The 19,896-nt window shown below is 61.5% G+C and carries 20 protein-coding genes; 16 read left to right on the top strand and 4 right to left on the bottom strand.

Annotated features, from left to right (window positions below):
- Positions 1-5: 5 nt before the first annotated feature.
- The 5 genes from nifW (at position 6) to B3E91_RS10025 (ending at position 3,018) form a co-directional block, all read left to right on the top strand.
- Positions 6-314 (top strand): nitrogenase-stabilizing/protective protein NifW, encoded by a 309-nt coding sequence (nifW, locus tag B3E91_RS10005; protein ID WP_287029307.1) that lies wholly within the window; start codon positions 6-8, stop codon positions 312-314.
- A gap of 5 nt (positions 315-319) precedes the next feature.
- Positions 320-778: a nitrogen fixation protein NifZ gene (locus B3E91_RS10010; RefSeq protein WP_090231423.1), complete on the top strand. Its 459-nt coding sequence runs from the start codon at positions 320-322 to the stop codon at positions 776-778.
- Positions 775-1,617 (top strand): nitrogen fixation protein NifM, encoded by an 843-nt coding sequence (gene nifM / locus B3E91_RS10015; RefSeq protein WP_287029308.1) that lies wholly within the window; start codon positions 775-777, stop codon positions 1,615-1,617. The genes B3E91_RS10010 and nifM overlap by 4 nt, the downstream gene beginning before the upstream one ends.
- Before the next feature lie 80 nt (positions 1,618-1,697).
- Positions 1,698-2,243 carry a D-glycero-beta-D-manno-heptose 1,7-bisphosphate 7-phosphatase gene (gene gmhB / locus B3E91_RS10020; protein WP_273233616.1) on the top strand — a complete coding sequence of 182 codons (546 nt, stop codon included), beginning with the start codon at positions 1,698-1,700 and terminating at the stop codon, positions 2,241-2,243.
- Between the two features lie 4 nt (positions 2,244-2,247).
- Positions 2,248-3,018 carry a lysophospholipid acyltransferase family protein gene (locus B3E91_RS10025; protein WP_287029309.1) on the top strand — a complete coding sequence of 257 codons (771 nt, stop codon included), beginning with the start codon at positions 2,248-2,250 and terminating at the stop codon, positions 3,016-3,018.
- Between the two features lie 71 nt (positions 3,019-3,089).
- On the opposite strand, the gene gyrB is transcribed toward B3E91_RS10025, so the two are convergent.
- From gyrB to dnaA, 4 genes are read right to left on the bottom strand one after another with little or no spacing between them, the layout of a single operon-like run.
- A complete protein-coding gene (gene gyrB / locus B3E91_RS10030; protein ID WP_273234936.1) occupies positions 3,090-5,507 on the bottom strand; it encodes a DNA topoisomerase (ATP-hydrolyzing) subunit B in 2,418 nt (805 codons plus the stop codon).
- A 3-nt stretch (positions 5,508-5,510) separates the two neighbouring features.
- Positions 5,511-6,599 (bottom strand): DNA replication/repair protein RecF, encoded by a 1,089-nt coding sequence (gene recF, locus B3E91_RS10035; protein WP_287029310.1) that lies wholly within the window; start codon positions 6,597-6,599, stop codon positions 5,511-5,513.
- 6 nt (positions 6,600-6,605) lie between these two features.
- Positions 6,606-7,709 (bottom strand): DNA polymerase III subunit beta, encoded by a 1,104-nt coding sequence (gene dnaN / locus B3E91_RS10040; protein WP_090231429.1) that lies wholly within the window; start codon positions 7,707-7,709, stop codon positions 6,606-6,608.
- 34 nt (positions 7,710-7,743) lie between these two features.
- Complete coding sequence (gene dnaA, locus B3E91_RS10045) at positions 7,744-9,204, bottom strand: chromosomal replication initiator protein DnaA (RefSeq protein WP_287029312.1); 1,461 nt, start codon at positions 9,202-9,204, stop codon at positions 7,744-7,746.
- Between the two features lie 516 nt (positions 9,205-9,720).
- Here dnaA and rpmH point away from each other — a divergent pair.
- From rpmH to atpB, 11 genes are all read left to right on the top strand, one after another.
- Positions 9,721-9,855 (top strand): 50S ribosomal protein L34, encoded by a 135-nt coding sequence (gene rpmH, locus B3E91_RS10050; RefSeq protein WP_090231431.1) that lies wholly within the window; start codon positions 9,721-9,723, stop codon positions 9,853-9,855.
- A gap of 13 nt (positions 9,856-9,868) precedes the next feature.
- Positions 9,869-10,273, top strand: a complete 405-nt coding sequence (rnpA, locus tag B3E91_RS10055; protein WP_407072462.1) for a ribonuclease P protein component — start codon at positions 9,869-9,871, stop codon at positions 10,271-10,273.
- A complete protein-coding gene (gene yidD / locus B3E91_RS10060; protein ID WP_090231433.1) occupies positions 10,266-10,511 on the top strand; it encodes a membrane protein insertion efficiency factor YidD in 246 nt (81 codons plus the stop codon). Before rnpA ends, yidD begins: the two co-directional genes overlap by 8 nt.
- 2 nt (positions 10,512-10,513) lie before the next feature.
- A complete protein-coding gene (yidC, locus tag B3E91_RS10065; protein ID WP_090231434.1) occupies positions 10,514-12,253 on the top strand; it encodes a membrane protein insertase YidC in 1,740 nt (579 codons plus the stop codon).
- Positions 12,254-12,322: 69 nt separating this feature from the next.
- On the top strand, positions 12,323-13,690 hold the full coding sequence (mnmE, locus tag B3E91_RS10070; RefSeq protein ID WP_287029313.1) for a tRNA uridine-5-carboxymethylaminomethyl(34) synthesis GTPase MnmE: 1,368 nt from the start codon (positions 12,323-12,325) through the stop codon (positions 13,688-13,690).
- Between the two features lie 463 nt (positions 13,691-14,153).
- Positions 14,154-16,046 carry a tRNA uridine-5-carboxymethylaminomethyl(34) synthesis enzyme MnmG gene (mnmG, locus tag B3E91_RS10075; protein ID WP_287029314.1) on the top strand — a complete coding sequence of 631 codons (1,893 nt, stop codon included), beginning with the start codon at positions 14,154-14,156 and terminating at the stop codon, positions 16,044-16,046.
- Positions 16,043-16,690 (top strand): 16S rRNA (guanine(527)-N(7))-methyltransferase RsmG, encoded by a 648-nt coding sequence (gene rsmG, locus B3E91_RS10080; RefSeq protein WP_273234949.1) that lies wholly within the window; start codon positions 16,043-16,045, stop codon positions 16,688-16,690. Before mnmG ends, rsmG begins: the two co-directional genes overlap by 4 nt.
- 18 nt (positions 16,691-16,708) lie before the next feature.
- Positions 16,709-17,512, top strand: coding sequence for a ParA family protein (locus B3E91_RS10085; RefSeq protein WP_287029315.1), 804 nt, complete (start codon positions 16,709-16,711; stop codon positions 17,510-17,512).
- Positions 17,513-17,521: 9 nt separating this feature from the next.
- Positions 17,522-18,394, top strand: a complete 873-nt coding sequence (locus tag B3E91_RS10090; RefSeq protein ID WP_287029316.1) for a ParB/RepB/Spo0J family partition protein — start codon at positions 17,522-17,524, stop codon at positions 18,392-18,394.
- Between the two features lie 160 nt (positions 18,395-18,554).
- Entirely contained in the window at positions 18,555-18,959 is a 405-nt protein-coding gene (locus B3E91_RS10095) for a F0F1 ATP synthase subunit I (RefSeq protein WP_287029317.1), read from the top strand.
- A gap of 15 nt (positions 18,960-18,974) precedes the next feature.
- The gene (gene atpB / locus B3E91_RS10100) at positions 18,975-19,844 is read left to right on the top strand and encodes a F0F1 ATP synthase subunit A (RefSeq protein ID WP_090231441.1); all 870 of its coding nucleotides are present in this window, start codon (positions 18,975-18,977) and stop codon (positions 19,842-19,844) included.
- Positions 19,845-19,896 lie beyond the last annotated feature (52 nt).

Here is a 19,896-nt window from a genome sequence, read left to right on the forward strand (position 1 = left end):
CCGCCATGAGCTACCTGGAAAACTCGCTACGTGAACTCGAAGGCGCCGAGGAATTCCTCGAGTTCTTCGCCATCCCCTTCGACAGCCGCATCGTTCAGGTCTATCGCCTGCACATCCTGCAGCGCTTCCACGACTACCTGAGCCGCCTCACGCTGCCGGAGGAGGAAGCCGAACGTCACGCCGTCTACCGCGAACAGCTGAGCAAGGCCTACGCCGACTTCATCAACTCTTCGGCCCAGGCCGAACGAGCGCTCAAGGTGTTCAAGGAAGCCACACCCGGCTTCGTCGCCCTCGGCGAAATCACCCGGGGCTGAACGTCATGCAACCCTCTTACGAATACGGCGACCGCGTGCGGCTGATCCGCAACGTGCGCAACGACGGCACCTATCCCGGCATTCCTACCGGTACGCTGCTGATGCGCCGCGGCGAAGTCGGCCACGTGCTCAACGTCGGTACCTTTCTCCAGGACCAGTTGATCTACACCGTGCATTTCCTCGGCACGGACAGACGCATCGGCTGCCGCGAGGAAGAACTGGTCGACGCCGATCTACCATGGATGCCGAGCCGCTACGAGACCCGCGAGAAGGTCAGCGCGGCGATCCCGCTTTCGGTGAATGGCGAGGTCCTGGTGCCGCAGGGCAGCGTGGGTGAAGTGTTCAAGGTTGTCCGCGAGTTCGAGCGCGGCCAGCCGTTCTATCACGTGCAGTTCCCCGGGCGCCTGTTGATGGTGCCGGAGTCGGCACTGAATGACGCAAGCGGGGAGGAGGCTGGCCGATGACCGCGATCGATCAGGAAAACCTGGCGTACATGACTCTCAAGAGCGTACAGGCGCGCTTCGATTGCGAACCGGCGCAGCTCACCGAGAGCCAGAAGCACGAGGCTCAGCAGCATGCGCAGCGCCAGTACCGCATAGAAACGGCGGTGCTCGCCTCGCCCATGGCACAGGACGTCCACGTGCCTGCCTCGACGGTGGAGGACGCCTTCGCGCGGATTCGCCAGCGCTATGAGGCGGAGGCCGACTTCCTCGAGGGGCTGGAGCGCGCCGGGCTAGGCGAGGCGGGGCTGCGCCGCGCACTGCTCTGGGAGTTGCGGGTGGAAGCGGTGATGGATCGCGTGGCACAGAACGCCAAGCAGATCGATCCGGTGGACGAGGAGCTGTTCTACCTCAATCACCTCGATCGCTTTCATCTGCCGGAGCGACGCAAGGTGCGGCACATCCTCATCACCATCAATGACCAGTTCGCCGACAACCACCACGATGCCGCGCTGAAACGCATCCGCCAGATCGCCGAGCAATTGAAGCGTCATCCACGGCGCTTCTCCCAGCTCGCCCAACGCTATTCGGAATGCCCAACGGCAATGAACGGCGGGCTGCTCGGGGAGATGACACGGGGCAAGCTCTACCCGGAACTCGACCAGGTGCTCTTCAACCTCGCCAGAGGCCAGATCAGCGGACCGCTGCGATCTCCGATAGGCTTTCATCTGCTGTCGTGCGACTCGATCACCCAGGCCAAGAGGATGCGCTTCGCCGAGGCTCGCCCGAGCATCCACGAGCTTCTCGATACGCGGGTGCGGCGCGCCACCCAGCGCGACTGGATCAGGTCGCTCTTCGCCTAGTCACACGGGGAATTGCCAGAGTGGGCGTCGCGCGTTGATGTAGAATCGCCACCCCTCTGGCTTTTCCGGACAGCACCGACGTGGCCACCCGCAAACTCATCGTTCTCGACCGTGATGGCGTCATCAACGAAGACTCCGATGCCTTCATCAAGACCCTGGATGAATGGATTCCACTGCCGGGTTCCATCGAGGCGATCGCGCGCCTTTCCCGCGCCGGCTGGCAGGTCTGCATAGCCACCAATCAGTCCGGCCTGGCCCGCGGCCTGTTCGACGCTGCCACCCTGGACTCTATGCACGACCGCCTGCGCGAGCTGGTGGCCGGGCAGGGCGGCCGGATCGAGCTCATCCTGCACTGCCCGCATGGGCCGGACGACGGTTGCGAGTGCCGCAAACCGAAGCCCGGCATGTTCCGCCAGATCGCCGATCACTACGGCTATTCCGACCTCGCCGGTGTACCTGCGGTGGGTGATTCGCTGCGCGATCTTCAGGCGGGCGCGGCGATCGGCGCGACGCCCTATCTGGTTCGCACCGGCAAGGGCGCGCTCACCTTGGAAAGGCCGCTGCCGCCCGGCACACTGGTCTTCGCCGATCTTTCATCCGTCGCCAGACACCTGCTCAACGAGTGATTCGATGTCGCCATTGCAAACCCTCAGAACCCTTCTGTTCTATGTTCTCCTCGCCAGCAGCGCCTGTATCTGGTGCACCGTCAGCTTCTTCGTAGCGCCTTTCCTGCCGTTTCGCGCGCGTTACCGTTTCGTCGTGCGCAACTGGTGCCGCAGCGCCGTCTGGCTGACCAAGACCATCGTCGGCATCCGCTATGAAATCAAAGGGTTGGAGAATATCCCGGAGCGTCCCTGCGTGATCCTGGCCAAGCACCAGAGCACCTGGGAGACCTTCTTCCTCTCCGGCTTCTTCGAGCCGCTGTCGCAGGTACTCAAGCGCGAACTCCTGTATGTGCCGTTCTTCGGCTGGGCGATGGCCATGCTCAAACCCATCGCCATCGACCGCAGCAATCCGAAGGCCGCCCTCAAGCAGATGGCCAGCGTCGGCGCCGAACGTATCAAACAGGGCGCCTGGATCCTGGTGTTTCCCGAGGGCACACGCGTGCCGTTCGGCCAGATCGGCAAGTTCTCCCGTGGCGGCACCGCGCTGGCGGTGAACGCCAATCTGCCGGTGCTGCCCATTGCGCACAACGCTGGCGCCTTCTGGCCGAAGAATGGCTGGGCCAAATATCCGGGCACCATCCAGGTGGTGATCGGTGCACCGATGTACGCCGAAACCACCGGCCCGCGCGCGATAGCCGAACTCAACGACCGCGCCTTCGCCTGGGTCGAGCGGACCCAGCGTGAAATCGGCGCGCTGGAAGACGGCGCGATGCCCCTGGATATCGCGGCACTCTGATCGAACGCCAATCGGCGCCCATAAAAAAAACCGGTCGAATGACCGGTTTTTTTAGGCCTGCAGAGAAACGATCAGACGTCCAGGTTCGAGACCGCCAGGGCGTTGGTTTCGATGAAGTCGCGGCGCGGCTCCACGGCGTCGCCCATCAGGGTGTTGAAGATCTGGTCGGCAGCGATGGCGTCTTCGATGGTGACCTGCAGCATGCGCCGAACGTTCGGGTCCATCGTGGTTTCCCACAGCTGGTCCGGGTTCATCTCGCCGAGGCCTTTGTAGCGCTGGATGCTGTGACGCTTGGTGCTCTCGGTCATCAGCCAGCCAAGCGCTTCCTTGAAGGTCGACACCGGCTTCTTGCGCTCGCCGCGCTGCACGTAGGCGTCCTCCTCGAGCAGGCTGTTCAACTGATCGCCGAGCTGGGTAACGGTGCGATAGTCGTTGCTGGCGAAGAAATCGCGATTGAAGGTGATGTAGTTGCTTAGACCATGAGCGACGACTTCCACTTCGGGCAACCAGAGCTGGCGCTCGCGGTCTTCGCGCAGGCTCAGCGTATAGCTGAGGCCCGACTTCTCGATCAGCTTCAGCCGCGCCTGGAACAGCTCCAGCCAGGTCTGCATCGCGGCGTGATCAGCGAGCTGTTCGGGCTCAACCCGCGGCAGATAGACAAAGTGCTCGGTCAGCTCCTGCGGGTACAGGCGCGACAGGCGACTCAGGGTCTTCATCACCGTGCGGTAATCGTTGACCAGTTTTTCCAGGGCGGAACCGGAAAGCCCCGGAGCCTGTTCGTTGACGTGCAAGCTGGCATCTTCGAGGGCGGATTGGGTCATGTATTCCTGCATGGCCTCGTCGTCCTTGATGTACTGCTCCTGCTTGCCGCGCTTGACCTTGTACAGCGGCGGCTGGGCGATATACACGTAGCCCCGCTCGATCAACTCCGGCAGTTGGCGGAAGAAGAACGTCAGCAGCAGCGTACGGATGTGCGAACCGTCAACGTCGGCATCGGTCATGATGATGATGTTGTGGTAACGCAGCTTCTCGATGTTGTATTCCTCGCGGCCAATGCCACAGCCCAGTGCGGTGATCAGCGTACCGACCTCCTGCGAGGAGAGCATCTTGTCGAAACGCGCTTTCTCGACGTTGAGGATCTTGCCCTTGAGCGGCAGGATCGCCTGGGTCTTGCGGTTACGCCCCTGCTTCGCAGAGCCGCCCGCGGAGTCCCCTTCCACGATGTAAAGTTCGGACAGCGCCGGGTCCTTTTCCTGGCAGTCGGCCAGTTTTCCCGGCAGCCCGGCGATGTCCAGGGCGCCCTTGCGACGCGTCATCTCACGCGCCTTGCGGGCCGCCTCGCGAGCCCGCGCCGCATCGATCATCTTGCCGACGACCGCCTTCGCTTCGTTCGGGTTTTCAATGAGGAAGTCGGCGAAGTACTTGCCCATTTCCTGTTCGACGGCGGTCTTCACTTCGGACGAAACCAGCTTGTCCTTGGTTTGCGAACTGAACTTCGGATCGGGAACCTTCACCGAGATGATCGCAGTGAGGCCTTCGCGAGCATCGTCGCCGGTGGTGGCGATCTTGTGCTTCTTGGCCAGGCCTTCCTGCTCGATGTAATTGTTCAGGTTGCGGGTCAGCGCCGAACGGAAACCGGCCAGGTGGGTACCGCCGTCACGCTGTGGAATGTTGTTGGTGAAGCAGAGCAGGTTCTCGTTGAAGCTGTCGTTCCACTGCAATGCCACTTCGACGCCAACGCCATCGTCGCGTTGTACGTTGAAATGGAAGACCTGATTGACCGCAGTCTTGTTGGTGTTCAGGTATTCGACGAAGGCACGCAGCCCGCCGTCGTACTTGAACAACTCTTCCTTGCCGCTGCGCTCGTCGCGCAGAACGATGGCTACACCCGAATTGAGAAACGAAAGCTCGCGCAGGCGCTTGGCGAGGATTTCCCAGACGAAATGGATGTTGTTGAAGGTCTCCGCGGATGCCTTGAAATGCACCTCGGTGCCTGTGCCCTCGGTGGTGCCGACAGGTGCGAGTGGCGCTTGAGGCACGCCATGGCGGTAGAGCTGCTCCCACACCTGACCTGCACGGCGGATGGTCAAACGCAGTTCTTCGGACAGCGCGTTTACCACCGAGACACCCACGCCATGGAGACCGCCGGAAACCTTGTAGGAGTTGTCATCGAACTTACCGCCGGCGTGCAACACGGTCATGATGACCTCCGCAGCGGACACACCTTCTTCCTTGTGCATGTCGACCGGAATGCCGCGACCGTTGTCCCGAACCGTGATCGACTCATCCAGATGGATGGTGATGGAAATCTCGGAGCAATGACCGGCCAGTGCTTCGTCGATGGAGTTGTCGACGACCTCGAACACCATGTGGTGCAGCCCCGTGCCGTCATCGGTATCGCCGATGTACATGCCCGGGCGCTTGCGTACGGCGTCCAGTCCTTTGAGGACCTTAATGCTGGAGGAGTCGTACGTGTTGTTCTCGCTCATGCTTCACTCCGAAGGTGTGATTCGGCCATGTTCCACGTGGAACATGGCGACCGGCGTATCCGCGTGCCAGCCATCTTTCAATAATTCGTGATCCACGCAGGTGATGAATACCTGACAGTGCAAATCTTCCAACAGTCGACACAGTGCGTGTCGGTGTTGCTCATCCAGCTCGGACGGCAAATCGTCCACCAGATAGATACATTGGCCGCGCTTGGTTTGGTTAACTAAATGCCCTTGGGCAATCCGCAGTGCGCAGACGACCAATTTCTGCTGGCCTCGGGACAGGATATCCGCCGCGCTATGAGCGCCTAACCGAAGCCGCAAGTCCGCACGTTGAGGCCCCGACTGCGTGTGGCCGATCTGCTGATCGCGGGACAACGAAGTGGAAAGCACTTCCTCAAGAGAACGCTCTTTATCCCATCCCCGGAAATAACTCAGGGTCAATCCCTGGAGATCCACCAGCTCGCGCAGCGTAGCCTCGAACTCGGGTTTCAACGCCTGAATATAGGCGCGCCGATAGCCATCAATCTCGTCGCTGGCCAGATACAGCTCACGGTCCCACGAGGCCTGTAAAGCACCGTCAAGTGTACCATGGCGCAACCAGGAGTTCCGTTGCCGCAGTGCCTTCTGCAGGCGCTGCCAGGATCCCAGAAAGCGAGGTTCCACGTGGAACACTCCCCAATCAAGGAACTGACGACGAATTTTAGGCGCCCCTTCCAACAGGCGGAAACTGTCCGGATTGATCAGCTGCAGCGGAAGAGTTTCCGCAAGCTGGGAAGCGCTCCGCACGTTCTGACCATCGATGCGTATCTGCAACTCGCCCTGTCGATCGCGACTGATACCTAGATTGCTGGTTCCATCGGGTAGCAGCACCTGTCCGAATACCGTGCAGGCGGGATGTTCGTACTGAATAACCGGCTGCAATCGATTGCTGCGAAATGAGCGGGCCAGGCCCAGCAAATGGATGGCCTCGAGCAAGCTGGTCTTGCCGCTGCCGTTGGCGCCATGGAGGATGTTGATACGGGGAGAGGGAGAGAGTGTCACCGGGTGCAAATTGCGCACCGCAGTGACAGTGACGCGACTTAAGGACATTGAGCGTTACAGGCGCATCGGCATGACGACATAGGCAGACTCATCGTTCTCAGCTTCCTGCACCAGCGCGCTGCTATTGGAATCGGAAAGAATCAAACGCACTTGATCGGTAGTCATAACGCCCAGCACGTCCAGCAGATAGCTGACGTTGAAGCCAATCTCGAGACCGGCACCGGTATAGTCGACGGCTACTTCTTCTTCCGCTTCTTCCTGCTCGGGGTTGTTGGCCTGAATCTTCAACGTGCCACTCGCCAGCAGGAGTCGGATGCCCCGGTATTTTTCGTTGGAGAGAATCGCGGTGCGGCTGAAGGCCTCACGCAGGACCTGCCGGTCGCCCACCACCAGTTTGTCGCCGCCTTTGGGCAACACGCGCTCATAGTCGGGGAATTTGCCGTCAACGAGTTTCGAGGTGAAGGTGAAATCACCTGTGGTCGCGCGGATATGGTGCTGGCCCAGCACGATCGCGACCTCGCCATCCTGCTCGGTCAACAGGCGGGCCAATTCCAGGATACCTTTGCGCGGAACGATCACCTGGTGACGGTCCGCCTGTTCGATGCCGGCCGTCATCGAACACATGGCCAGCCGGTGGCCGTCAGTGGCGACCGCACGAAGTACGTTGGCGCTGACTTCCAGCAGCATCCCGTTCAGGTAGTACCGCACATCCTGCTGCGCCATGGCGAAGCTGGTGCGCTCGATGAGCCGACGCAGCTTCGCCTGCGGCAAGGTGAAGTTCAGCGAGCCCGGACCTTCCTCGACCGTCGGGAAGTCATTGGCCGGCAAGGTGGACAAGGTGAAGCGACTGCGGCCCGCCTTGACGACCAGCTTCTGTTCATCCAGCCGCACGTCGATCAGCGCATCGCTGGGAAGGCTCTTGCAGATATCCATCAGCTTGCGTGCGGGAACGGTGATTTCGCCGGGCTCGGCGATGTCTTCCAAGGCAACGCGACCGACCAGTTCGACTTCCAGGTCAGTGCCGGTAAGGGAAAGATTCTGTCCCTCCACGACCAGCAGGACGTTGGAAAGAACCGGCAGGGTCTGCCGACGTTCCACGACGCCAGCAACCAGTTGCAGGGGTTTCAACAGGGCTTCGCGCTGAATAGTGAAGTGCATGGTCCGTTCCCTTGCCTCGTAGGCTGCGTGTGGATCAGGTAGTCAATGTGCGCAGCAGATTCTTGTAGTCCTCGCGGATGTCCGCGTCGGATTCCCTCAGTTCAGCAATCTTACGACAGGCATGCAGCACTGTGGTGTGATCGCGACCGCCGAATGCATCGCCGATTTCCGGCAGGCTGTGGTTAGTCAGTTCCTTGGACAGCGCCATCGCCACCTGCCGGGGCCTGGCGACCGATCGGGAACGCCGTTTCGACAGCATGTCGGCGATCTTGATCTGGTAGTAATCGGCGGCGGTGCGCTGGATGTTGTCGATGCTGACCAGCTTGTCCTGCAAGGCCAACAGATCCTTCAGCGACTCGCGGATCAGCTCGATGGTGATATCACGCCCCATGAAGTGGGCATGAGCGATGACACGCTTCAGCGCGCCTTCGAGTTCACGAACATTGGAGCGAATCCGTTGCGCGATGAAGAATGCCGCATCGTGCGGCAGATCGACCTTCGCCTGGTCGGCCTTCTTCATCAGGATCGCCACGCGCGTTTCCAGCTCCGGCGGCTCCACGGCTACCGTCAGCCCCCAGCCGAAACGCGATTTCAAGCGCTCTTCCAGCCCGTCTATCTCCTTCGGATAGCGGTCACTGGTGAGGATAACCTGCTGGCCACCTTCAAGTAAGGCATTGAAAGTATGGAAGAATTCCTCCTGGGAGCGTTCTTTCTTGGCGAAGAACTGGATGTCATCGATGAGCAGCGCATCGACGGAGCGGTAGAACCGCTTGAACTCGTTGATCGCGTTCAGCTGCAGTGCCTTCACCATGTCCGCGACGAAACGCTCCGAGTGCAGGTAGACCACCTTCGCGTTCGGGTTCTTCTTCAGCAGATGGTTGCCGACCGCATGCATCAGGTGAGTCTTGCCCAGACCGACGCCACCATAAAGGAACAACGGGTTGTAACCGTGCTTGGGGTTGTCGGCTACCTGCCACGCCGCCGCTCGCGCCAGCTGGTTGGACTTGCCTTCCACGAAATTCTCGAAAGTGAAGGTCCGGTTCAGGTAACTGGTGTGCTTGAGCGCGCCCTCTACCTGCACCGTCCGCTCGGTACGAACCGCAGGGGCCGAGTTGCTCGCCACAGGCTCAGGGGCGTAGATCGGCGCCGAAACGACATCCGCTACCTGGCTGGCCTGCTGAACGGGCTCGGGCGGCGGCGCGAAGGCCGCCGAAAGGGGCGCGTTAGGCGCCGGGCGCGAAGCCGCGCTGCGCTTGCTGCCTATAAGAAGGGACAGTGCCGGTGCGATTCCAGCGCCGCGCTCCCCGAGCAGTTCGAGCAGTCGTCCGAGGTACTTCTCGTTGACCCAGTCCAGAACGAACCGGTTCGGCGCATAGACGCGTAACTCCTCACCTTCTGCCTCGACCTGCAGCGGCCGTATCCAGGTGTTGAATTGCTGGGCCGGCAGCTCATCGCGAAGTATTTCCACGCATTGCTGCCAAAGTTCAACGGACACAGACGACCCCACAGAGTGAAAAAGCGACGAAAAATCAGCTGGCATTGTACGGGGCTGGTGGGCGGTTATCCACATTGCCCGACATGGGGAAATAGTTCGAGAGGTCGTGCAGGCAGATTATGAACAGACAAAGATCTACGCGTTTCATTGTGGATAAAGTGCCAATAACATCCGTAAGAACCCGTGGGAAAACCTGTCGTTAACCTTACCTGTGGAAAACTCGTCCAGTTGTCCAGAGCCTCTACACAGCCCAGACACATCCACAGCACGTTTTCATCACAGTGTTGTAATCGGCTGCAGGCAGCAGCTGGTCCGGCCTTCAGGGCTTATCCACAGAAAACAGGCTCACCATTAGTAGTCATATTCACCAAAGAGCTTATCTATTCTTCTCTTTATATTTCTCTGGAACGAAAAGCGTTGGTTGGAAATTGACCTGTCCGTTCGGTTTCACTAGAATTGCCGGTCTCTTAAACGGGGGCCACTCCCGGCCCGTAGTGAGCACCAGGTAGAAGCATCATGAAACGCACCTTCCAGCCCAGCACCATCAAGCGCGCTCGTGTCCACGGTTTCCGTGCCCGCATGGCCACCAAGAACGGTCGTCAAGTCCTGTCGCGTCGCCGCGCCAAGGGCCGTAAGCGTCTGACCGTCTAATAATCCGGCACGGGTGGTGAGTCGAGACTTCAGTCGGGAAAAGCGCCTGCTTACACCCCGACAATTCAAGACCGTATTCGACTCCCCCACCGGCAAGGTCCCCGGCAGGAATGTCCTGCTACTCGCGCGCGACAACGATCTTGATCATCCCCGCTTGGGTTTGGTGATCGGCAAGAAGAGCGTCAAGCTCTCCGTTGAACGCAATCGCCTGAAACGTCAGATCCGCGAATCGTTCCGCCTGAATCAGGACAGCCTGGTCGGCTGGGACATCGTGATCGTCGCGCGCAAGGGCCTTGGCGACCTGGACAACAGCGAACTGGCTCTACAGTTCGGCAAGCTCTGGAAACGCCTCGCGCGCAATCGACCTCGCCTGCACACCCAAGCCGAACCTGAGGTCGCCGACAGTCGTCATGCGTAAACTGGCCCTCGCATCGATCCAGTTCTACCGCTATGCCATCAGCCCGATGATGGCCAGCCACTGTCGTTTCTACCCCAGTTGTTCCTGCTACGCCCATGACGCCATCGAGCAGCACGGCGTGATGCGTGGCGGCTGGCTGGCCATGCGCCGGCTTGGCCGTTGTCATCCCTGGAATCCCGGCGGTTACGATCCGGTTCCCGCAGCGAAACCCTCCCGATCCCCTTCGATGGCCGAGTAATCATGGATATCAAACGCTCGATCCTGATCGTCGCCCTTGCGATCGTGTCCTACCTGATGGTCCTGCAATGGAACCAGGATTATGGGCAGGCCGCGTTGCCGCCGACGCAGAACCCTGTTGCGCAGAGCTCCAACCAGGCGCTGCCCGACGCTCCCAGTGCCACCGCCACCAGCGACGACGTGCCCAGCGCGACGGCCGAAGGCGAAGCGCAAATTGCACCGAGCGCAGTCAGCAACGCACTCATTCGGGTGAAGACCGACGTTCTCGACCTGGCGATCGATCCGCGTGGGGGCGATATCGTCCAGCTCAGCCTGCCGCAGTATCCGCGTCGTCAGGACCGTCCCGATGTGCCGTTCCAGCTGTTCGACAACGGCGGCGAACTGACCTACCTGGCGCAGAGCGGCCTGACCGGCGCCAACGGCCCGGATGCCCGCAGCTCCGGCCGGCCGCTGTTCAACAGCGCGCAGCGCAGCTACGAACTGGCCGAAGGTCAGAATCAGCTGGTGGTCGACCTGACCTACAGCGATGCCGGGGTCAACTACATCAAGCGCTTCACCTTCAAGCGCGGGCTCGATGCCTCCTGCTCACCCAAAGAGCAGCAGCTGAAGAAGCCGGGCTGCGTGGACCCGTCCGCCTACCAGGTCGAAGTGCGCTATCTGATCGACAACCAGAGCGGCGCTACCTGGAACGGCAACCTGTTCGCCCAGCTCAAGCGTGACGCCAGCGGCGACCCGTCCTCGACCACGGCCACCGGCACGGCCACTTACCTTGGCGCGGCGATGTGGAAACCTGATTCGCCTTACACCAAGGTGAAGATGAAGGACATCGACAAGGCCCCGCTGAAGGAAACCGTGCAGGGCGGCTGGGTCGCCTGGCTGCAGCATTACTTCGTCACCGCCTGGGTGCCGGCGAAAGACACCACCAACGTGGTGCAGACCCGCAAGGACGCCCAGGGCAACTACATCATCGGCTTCACCGGTCCTACCGTAACCGTCGCCCCCGGCGCCAAGGCGGAGACCAGTGCGATTCTCTATGCCGGTCCGAAGATCCAGAAATACCTCGGCGAGCTGTCCCACGGCCTCGAGCTGACGGTCGACTACGGCGTTCTGTGGTTCCTCGCACAACCGATCTTCTGGCTGTTGCAACATATCCACAGCCTACTCGGAAACTGGGGCTGGTCGATCATCGTCCTGACCATCATCATCAAGATGGCGTTCTTCCCGCTGTCTGCTGCCAGCTACCGCTCCATGGCGCGCATGCGCGCCGTCTCGCCAAAGATGGCCGCACTGAAAGAGCAGTTCGGTGACGATCGCCAGAAGATGTCCCAGGCGATGATGGAGCTCTACAAGAAAGAGAAGATCAACCCGCTCGGCGGCTGCCTGCCGATCGTGGTGCAGATGCCGGTGTTCCTGGCGCTCTACTGGACGCTGCTGGAAAGCGTCGAGATGCGCCAGGCGCCGTGGATGTTCTGGATCACCGACCTGTCGATCAAGGATCCGTTCTTCATCCTGCCGATCATCATGGGCGCGACCATGTTCATTCAGCAGCAGCTGAACCCGACGCCGCCGGACCCGATGCAGGCCAAGGTAATGAAGCTGATGCCGATCATCTTCACCTTCTTCTTCCTCTGGTTCCCGGCCGGTCTGGTGCTGTACTGGGTGGTCAACAACTGCCTGTCCATCGCACAGCAGTGGTACATTACCCGCCAGATCGAAGCACGCACGAAGAAGGCCGAAGCCTGATTCACGCCGCGCGCACCTGTTGAACGAGACGCCCCATTTATGGGGCGTCTTGCTATCTGGAGAGTCCGAATGTCCACACCCCGTGAAACCATCGCCGCCGTCGCCACGGCACCCGGACGCGGCGGGGTGGGTATCGTGCGGGTTTCGGGTACGCAGGCGCGGCGCATGGCGGTCGCGCTGTTCGGCCGAGAACCGCGGCCACGACATGCGCATTACGGTCCGTTCCTCGCCGAAGCCGGCCAGGTCATCGACGAAGGCCTGCTGCTGTTCTTTCCGGGGCCGAACTCCTTTACCGGCGAAGACGTGCTCGAACTCCAGGGCCATGGAGGCCCAGTGATTCTCGACCTGCTGCTCAGACGCTGCCTCGAACTGGGCGCCCGCCAGGCGCGCCCGGGCGAGTTCAGCGAGCGCGCCTTCCTCAATGACAAACTCGATCTGGCGCAGGCCGAGGCGATTGCCGACCTGATCGAGGCCAGTTCCGAACAGGCGGCACGCAACGCGTTGCGTTCGCTGCAGGGTGAGTTCTCGAAACGCGTGCACGGCCTGACCGAGAGCCTGATCCAGCTGCGCATCTATGTCGAAGCGGCAATCGACTTCCCGGAGGAAGAAATCGACTTCCTCGCCGATGGCCACGTACTGCGGCAACTCGATGCCGTGCGCGAACACCTGCAGCAGGTCGTCCGGGAAGCCAGTCAGGGCGCTTTGCTGCGCGACGGCATGAACGTGGTCATCGCCGGCCGACCCAACGCCGGAAAGTCGAGCCTGCTCAACGCCCTCGCCGGCCGCGAGACGGCGATCGTCAGTGACATCGCCGGCACCACGCGCGACGTGCTGCGTGAACATATCCACATTGATGGCATGCCGCTGCACGTGATCGACACCGCCGGCCTGCGCGCTACCGACGACCAGGTCGAGAAGATCGGCGTCGAACGCGCGGTGAAGGCGATCAGCGAGGCCGATCGTGTGCTGCTGGTGGTGGATGCGAGCACGCCGGAAGCGCGCGATCCGTTCGCACTCTGGCCGGAGTTCTTCGACGTGCGCCCGGCGGCGGACAAGGTGACGCTGATCCGCAACAAGGCCGATCTTTCCGGCGAGCCCAGCGCACTGTCGGTCGCCGAGGATGGCCACGTCAGCATCGCCTTGTCCGCGCGCTCCAGCGACGGCCTCGAGCTGTTGCGCGAACACCTGAAGGCCTGCATGGGCTACCAGCAACTGTCCGAGGGCAGCTTCAGCGCCCGTCGGCGTCACCTCGAGGCACTGCGCCAGGCGTCCAGCCACCTTGAACATGGACGCGCCCAGCTGACCCTGGCAGGCGCCGGCGAGCTCCTGGCGGAAGACCTGCGCCTGGCGCAGCAGGCACTCGGCGAAATCACCGGTGCGTTCAGCTCCGACGACCTCCTCGGTCGGATCTTTTCCAGCTTCTGCATCGGCAAGTAACCCCCGGAAGGTTGCGGTCTCGCCGTGTCGGGACGGTATTCGGCCGCCCATTTTTCGGCCATGAGCGTTGTGGATAACCCTGAATGTGCCCTGTAGGTAACGCGCCTCCAAAGCGGAGGATAAACTCACCTGTGCATAAGTAGAGGTTTAATACACAGGTTACGATCAACCTAACCCCTGCTTTCACGCAGCCAGGGCACAAGTTTCACGAACGCTGTACATCAGGATTGGCGTGGCTTGTAGCACTTTATCCACAGAAAATGGCGCCAGTAAGAATAAACATAGAAAACAAGCTTTATAAATTCATCTCTATTTATTCTTGTTAGCCGGACTCACGAGCCACTCGCTTTCTCCGGGTGAACCGATTGGCTAAATTTTGTGCAAAAGGCTTCATTCAGCCAACCTAACTCCCTATACTTGCCGGCTCCCTGATTTCCCAATCTCAACAGGCACGAGGTGCGTGGTGGATTACCCTTCCCGTTTCGACGTGATCGTCATCGGTGGCGGCCATGCCGGTACCGAAGCAGCGCTGGCTGCCGCCCGCATGGGGGTGAAAACCCTGCTGCTGACCCATAACGTCGAAACCCTCGGCCAGATGAGCTGCAACCCGGCCATCGGCGGGATCGGCAAGAGCCATCTGGTGAAGGAAATCGACGCCCTCGGCGGCGTGATGGCGCAGGCAACGGACAAGGGTGGCATCCAGTTCCGTGTGCTCAATAGCCGTAAGGGCCCCGCGGTGCGCGCCACGCGCGCCCAGGCCGACCGCATCCTGTACAAGGCCGCGGTGCGTGAGGTTCTGGAAAACCAGCCTAACCTGTGGATATTCCAGCAGGCCTGCGACGACCTGATCGTCGAGAACGAGCAGGTCAAGGGCGTGGTCACCCAGATGGGCTTGCGTTTCTTCGCCGAGTCCGTGGTGCTGACCACCGGCACCTTCCTGGGCGGACTTATCCACATCGGCCTGCAGAACTACTCCGGCGGCCGCGCCGGCGACCCGCCGTCGATGTCCCTGGCCAAGCGCCTGCGGGAACTGCCGCTGCGCGTCGGTCGGCTGAAGACGGGCACGCCGCCGCGCATCGACGGTCGCTCGGTGGATTTCTCGGTGATGACCGAGCAGCCTGGCGATACGCCGGTTCCGGTGATGTCGTTCCTCGGTTCGAAGGAACAGCATCCGGCGCAGGTCAGCTGCTGGATCACTCATACCAATGCGCGCACCCACGAGATCATCGCCGCCAACCTGGATCGCTCGCCGATGTACTCGGGCGTTATCGAAGGGATCGGCCCGCGCTACTGCCCGTCGATCGAGGACAAGATCCATCGCTTCGCCGACAAGGACAGCCACCAGGTGTTCCTCGAGCCGGAAGGCCTGACCACCCACGAGCTGTACCCGAACGGCATCTCCACCTCGCTGCCCTTCGACGTCCAGTTGCAGATCGTGCAGAGCATCCGCGGGATGGAAAACGCGCACATCGTGCGTCCGGGCTACGCCATCGAGTACGACTACTTCGATCCGCGCGATCTCAAGTACAGCCTGGAGACCAAGGTCATCGGCGGGCTGTTCTTCGCCGGCCAGATCAATGGCACCACGGGCTACGAAGAAGCTGGTGCCCAGGGCCTGCTCGCCGGTGCCAACGCCGCGCTGCGTGCGCAGGGCAAAGACGCCTGGTGCCCGCGTCGTGACGAGGCCTACATCGGCGTGCTGGTCGACGACCTGATCACATTGGGTACCCAAGAGCCGTACCGCATGTTCACTTCGCGCGCCGAGTACCGACTGATCCTGCGTGAAGACAACGCGGACCTTCGCCTCACCGAGAAGGGCCGCGAACTGGGATTGATCGACGACGCGCGCTGGGCCGCGTTCTGCACCAAGCGCGAGGCGATCGAGCAGGAAGAACAGCGCCTGAAAAGCGCCTGGGTCCGGCCGAACACCCCGCAGGGTGACGCCGTCGCCGCGCGCTTCGGAACACCGCTCGCCCACGAATACAACCTGCTCAACCTGCTCAGCCGCCCGGAAATCGACTACGCCGGGCTGATCGAGATCACCGGCGAAGGCGTGATCGATCCGCAGGTCGCCGAGCAGATTGAGATCCGCACCAAGTACGCCGGCTACATCGATCGCCAGCAGGAAGAAATTGCCCGCCTGCGTGCCAGCGAGAACATCTGCCTGCCCGACGACCTCGACTACGCCGGGATTTCCGGGCTGTCCAAGGAAATCCAGCACAAGCTCGGCCAGGCCCGCCCGGAAACCCTCGGCCAGGCCTCGCGTATCCCCGGCGTGACGCCGGCGGCCGTGTCGCTGCTGATGATCCATCTGAAAAAGCGCGGCGCTGGCCGCCAGCTGGAACAGAGCGCCTGATGGCGGTCACCGATCATCAGGCGCTGGAGCTTTCCCGGGGGGCCGAGCAACTCGGTGTGGCGCTCGACGCGTCGCAGCAACGCCGGCTGCTCGGTTACCTTGCGCTGCTCATCAAGTGGAACAAGGCCTACAACCTGACGGCGGTGCGCGATCCGGACGAGATGGTTTCGCGTCATCTGCTCGACAGCCTCAGCGTTGTGCCCTTCGTGGCCGACGCTGGCGAGCGCTGGCTGGACGTCGGCAGCGGCGGCGGCATGCCCGGCATTCCCCTGGCGATCCTGTTTCCTGACCGCCATTTCACCCTGCTCGACTCCAACGGCAAGAAGACCCGCTTCCTCACCCAGGTGAAACTCGAGCTCGGCCTGAGCAACCTGGATGTGGTGCAGGGTCGCGTCGAGGCGTTCACGCCCGAGCGGCCGTTCGACGGCATCTGCTCCCGCGCCTTCAGTGCCCTGGACGATTTCGCCAACTGGACGCGCCATCTGGGCGATGCATCGACCTGCTGGCTGGCAATGAAAGGCGTGCATCCCGATGACGAGCTGCAGGCGCTGCCGGACGACTTCCGCCTCGCTGCAACCCACGTGCTCAAGGTTCCCGGTTGCCAAGGCCAGCGCCATCTGCTGATACTGCGCCGCTCCTCATGACCCGGACCGACACCGACAATGGCTAAAGTTCTCGCCATCGCCAACCAGAAAGGCGGTGTCGCCAAGACCACGACCTGCATCAACCTGGCGGCCTCGCTGGTGGCCACCAAGCGCCGGGTGCTGCTCATCGACCTCGATCCGCAGGGCAATGCCACCACCGGCAGCGGCGTGGACAAGCTCGGTCTCGAACATTCGATCTACGACGTGTTGATCGGCGAATGCAGCCTGGTCGAAGCCATGCAGTTCTCCGAACACGGCGGTTACCAGCTGCTGCCGGCCAACCGCGACTTGACGGCCGCCGAAGTGGCCCTGCTGGATATGCCGGCCAAGGAGAATCGCCTGCGCGAGGCGTTGGCCCCGGTCCGCGAGAACTACGACTACATCCTCATCGACTGCCCCCCTTCGCTATCGATGCTCACCGTCAACGCGCTGGTCGCCGCCGATGGCGTGATCATCCCCATGCAGTGCGAGTACTACGCGCTGGAAGGGCTGACCGACCTGATCAACTCGATCCAGCGCATCGGCAAGATGCTCAACCCGTCGCTGAAGATCGAAGGGTTGCTGCGCACCATGTACGACCCGCGCATCAGCCTGACCAACGACGTGTCCGCCCAGCTCAAGGAGCATTTCGGCGACACGCTTTACGACACGGTGATCCCGCGCAACGTCCGTCTCGCCGAGGCGCCCAGCTTCGGCATGCCGGCGCTGGTCTACGACAAGCAATCGCGTGGCGCCCTGGCCTACCTGGCGCTGGCCGGCGAGCTGGCACGCCGTCAGCGCAGCGCCGGACGCACCGCAGCGGCGCCCGCCACACAAGCATAAGGAACTGGCATGGCCATCAAGAAACGAGGTCTCGGACGCGGACTGGACGCCCTGCTGGGCGGAACCAGCATCGCCGCCATGCAGGAAGAAGCCGCCCAGGTGGAAAACCGCGAGCTGCATCACCTCCCGCTCGACCTGATTCAGCGCGGCAAGTATCAGCCGCGTCGCGACATGGACCCCGCCGCACTGGAAGAACTGGCGCAATCGATCAAGGCCCAGGGCGTGATGCAGCCGATCGTGGTGCGTGCCATCGACGGTGGTCGTTACGAAATCATTGCCGGCGAGCGTCGCTGGCGTGCCAGCCAGCAGGCCAATCTGGAAAAGATCCCGGCCATGGTGCGCGACGTCAGCGACGAGGCCGCAGTGGCGATGGCGCTGATCGAGAACATCCAGCGCGAGGACCTCAATCCGATCGAGGAAGCCTTTGCCCTGCAGCGCCTGCAGCAGGAATTCCAGCTGACCCAGCAGCAGGTCGCCGAGGCCGTGGGCAAATCGCGGGTCACCGTGACCAACCTGTTGCGCCTGATCGCCCTGCCGGAAGAGATCAAGACCCTGCTCGCCCATGGCGATCTGGAAATGGGGCACGCCCGGGCATTGCTCGGATTGCCGGCCGACCGCCAGCTAGAAGCTGCGCGACACGTTGTCGCACGCGGTCTGACGGTTCGCCAGGCCGAGGCTCTGGTGAGGCAGTGGCTGAGCGACAAACCACAGGCCGCCGAGAAGCCCAAAGCCGATCCGGACATCAGCCGTCTGGAACAGCGCCTCGCAGAGCGGCTGGGCTCTCCCGTGCAGATCAAGCACGGACAGAAGGGCAAAGGTCAGCTGGTAATCCGCTACAACTCGCTGGATGAATTGCAGGGCGTACTGGCTCATATCCGCTGAAACAAATGCTTATGCATGACGTGTAGCGGGTAGTCGGAAATCACTACCCGGCAGTTGAACGGGTAGGGAAGCGCCCCTATACTCTGCGCGCATTTTGGTCGGCATGAAATATGCCAAGTCGTTGATTTAACGGACGCCGACCTTCCAGAGGACGTTTGCGATGGATGCCCGCACGCCACAACGCCTGCCCCTCCATCGCCTGCCGGTTTTTCCGGTGTTGATCGCCCAACTGGTCCTGCTGCTGATCGCCGCTTCGTTACTCTGGCTTTCACGAGGATCGGTAGCCGGTTACTCGGGACTCTGCGGTGGTCTGATCGTATGGCTACCCAACCTGTATTTCGCTCACAAGGCGTTCCGCTTCAGCGGGGCGCGGGCCGCACAAGCCATCGTCCGGTCGTTCTACGCCGGCGAGGCCGGAAAACTGATTCTGACGGCGGTGCTCTTTGCGCTGACGTTCGCAGGTGTGAAACCGCTGGAACCGCTGGCCTTATTCGGCGTGTTCCTGCTGACCCAGACGGTCGGCTGGTTTTCTCCCCTGCTGATGAGAAAACGACTTACGAATTAACGCGTTGAGGCAAACATGGCAGCAGAAAACGCTTCGGGCTACATTCAGCACCACCTGCAGAACCTGACCTTCGGGCGCCTGCCGAGCGGTGACTGGGGCCTCGCCCACACCGCTCAGGAAGCCAAGGAAATGGGCTTCTGGGCATTCCACCTGGATACCCTGGGCTGGTCGGTTGCGCTGGGTGTGATTTTCGTTCTGCTGTTCCGCATGGCTGCCAGCAAGGCGACCTCCGGTCAGCCAGGCGCCCTGCAGAACTTCGTCGAAGTGTTGGTCGAGTTCGTCGACGGCAGCGTCAAGGACACCTTCCACGGTCGCAACCCGCTGATCGCTCCGCTGGCCCTGACGATCTTCGTCTGGATCTTCCTGATGAACGCCATCGACCTGATCCCGGTCGACTGGATCCCGCATGCGGCGATGGCGATCTCCGGAAACGAGCACATCTTCTTCCGCGCGGTTCCGACTACCGATCCGAACGCTACCCTGGGCATGGCCCTGTCGGTGTTCGCGCTGATCATCTTCTACAGCATCAAGGTCAAGGGCATCGGCGGCTTCATTGGTGAACTGACCCTGCATCCTTTCAGCAGCAAGAACATCGCGGTGCAGGTCATCCTCATCCCGGTCAACTTCCTGCTCGAATTCGTAACCCTGGTGGCCAAGCCGATTTCGCTGGCCCTGCGGTTGTTCGGCAACATGTATGCCGGCGAGCTGGTATTCATCCTGATCGCCGTGATGTTCGGCAGCGGTCTGCTTTGGCTGAGTGGCCTGGGTGTGGTGCTGCAGTGGGCGTGGGCGGTTTTCCACATCCTGATCATCACCCTGCAAGCGTTCATCTTCATGATGCTGACGATCGTCTACCTTTCGATGGCGCACGAAGATAACCACTGATTGTTCGCTTTACCGCTTCATCTAAAACCCCTAACCAAGTCGACATAAGAGT

Source organism: Pseudomonas sp. UBA6310 (assembly GCF_002438225.1).
GTDB lineage: Bacteria > Pseudomonadota > Gammaproteobacteria > Pseudomonadales > Pseudomonadaceae > Pseudomonas_O > Pseudomonas_O kuykendallii.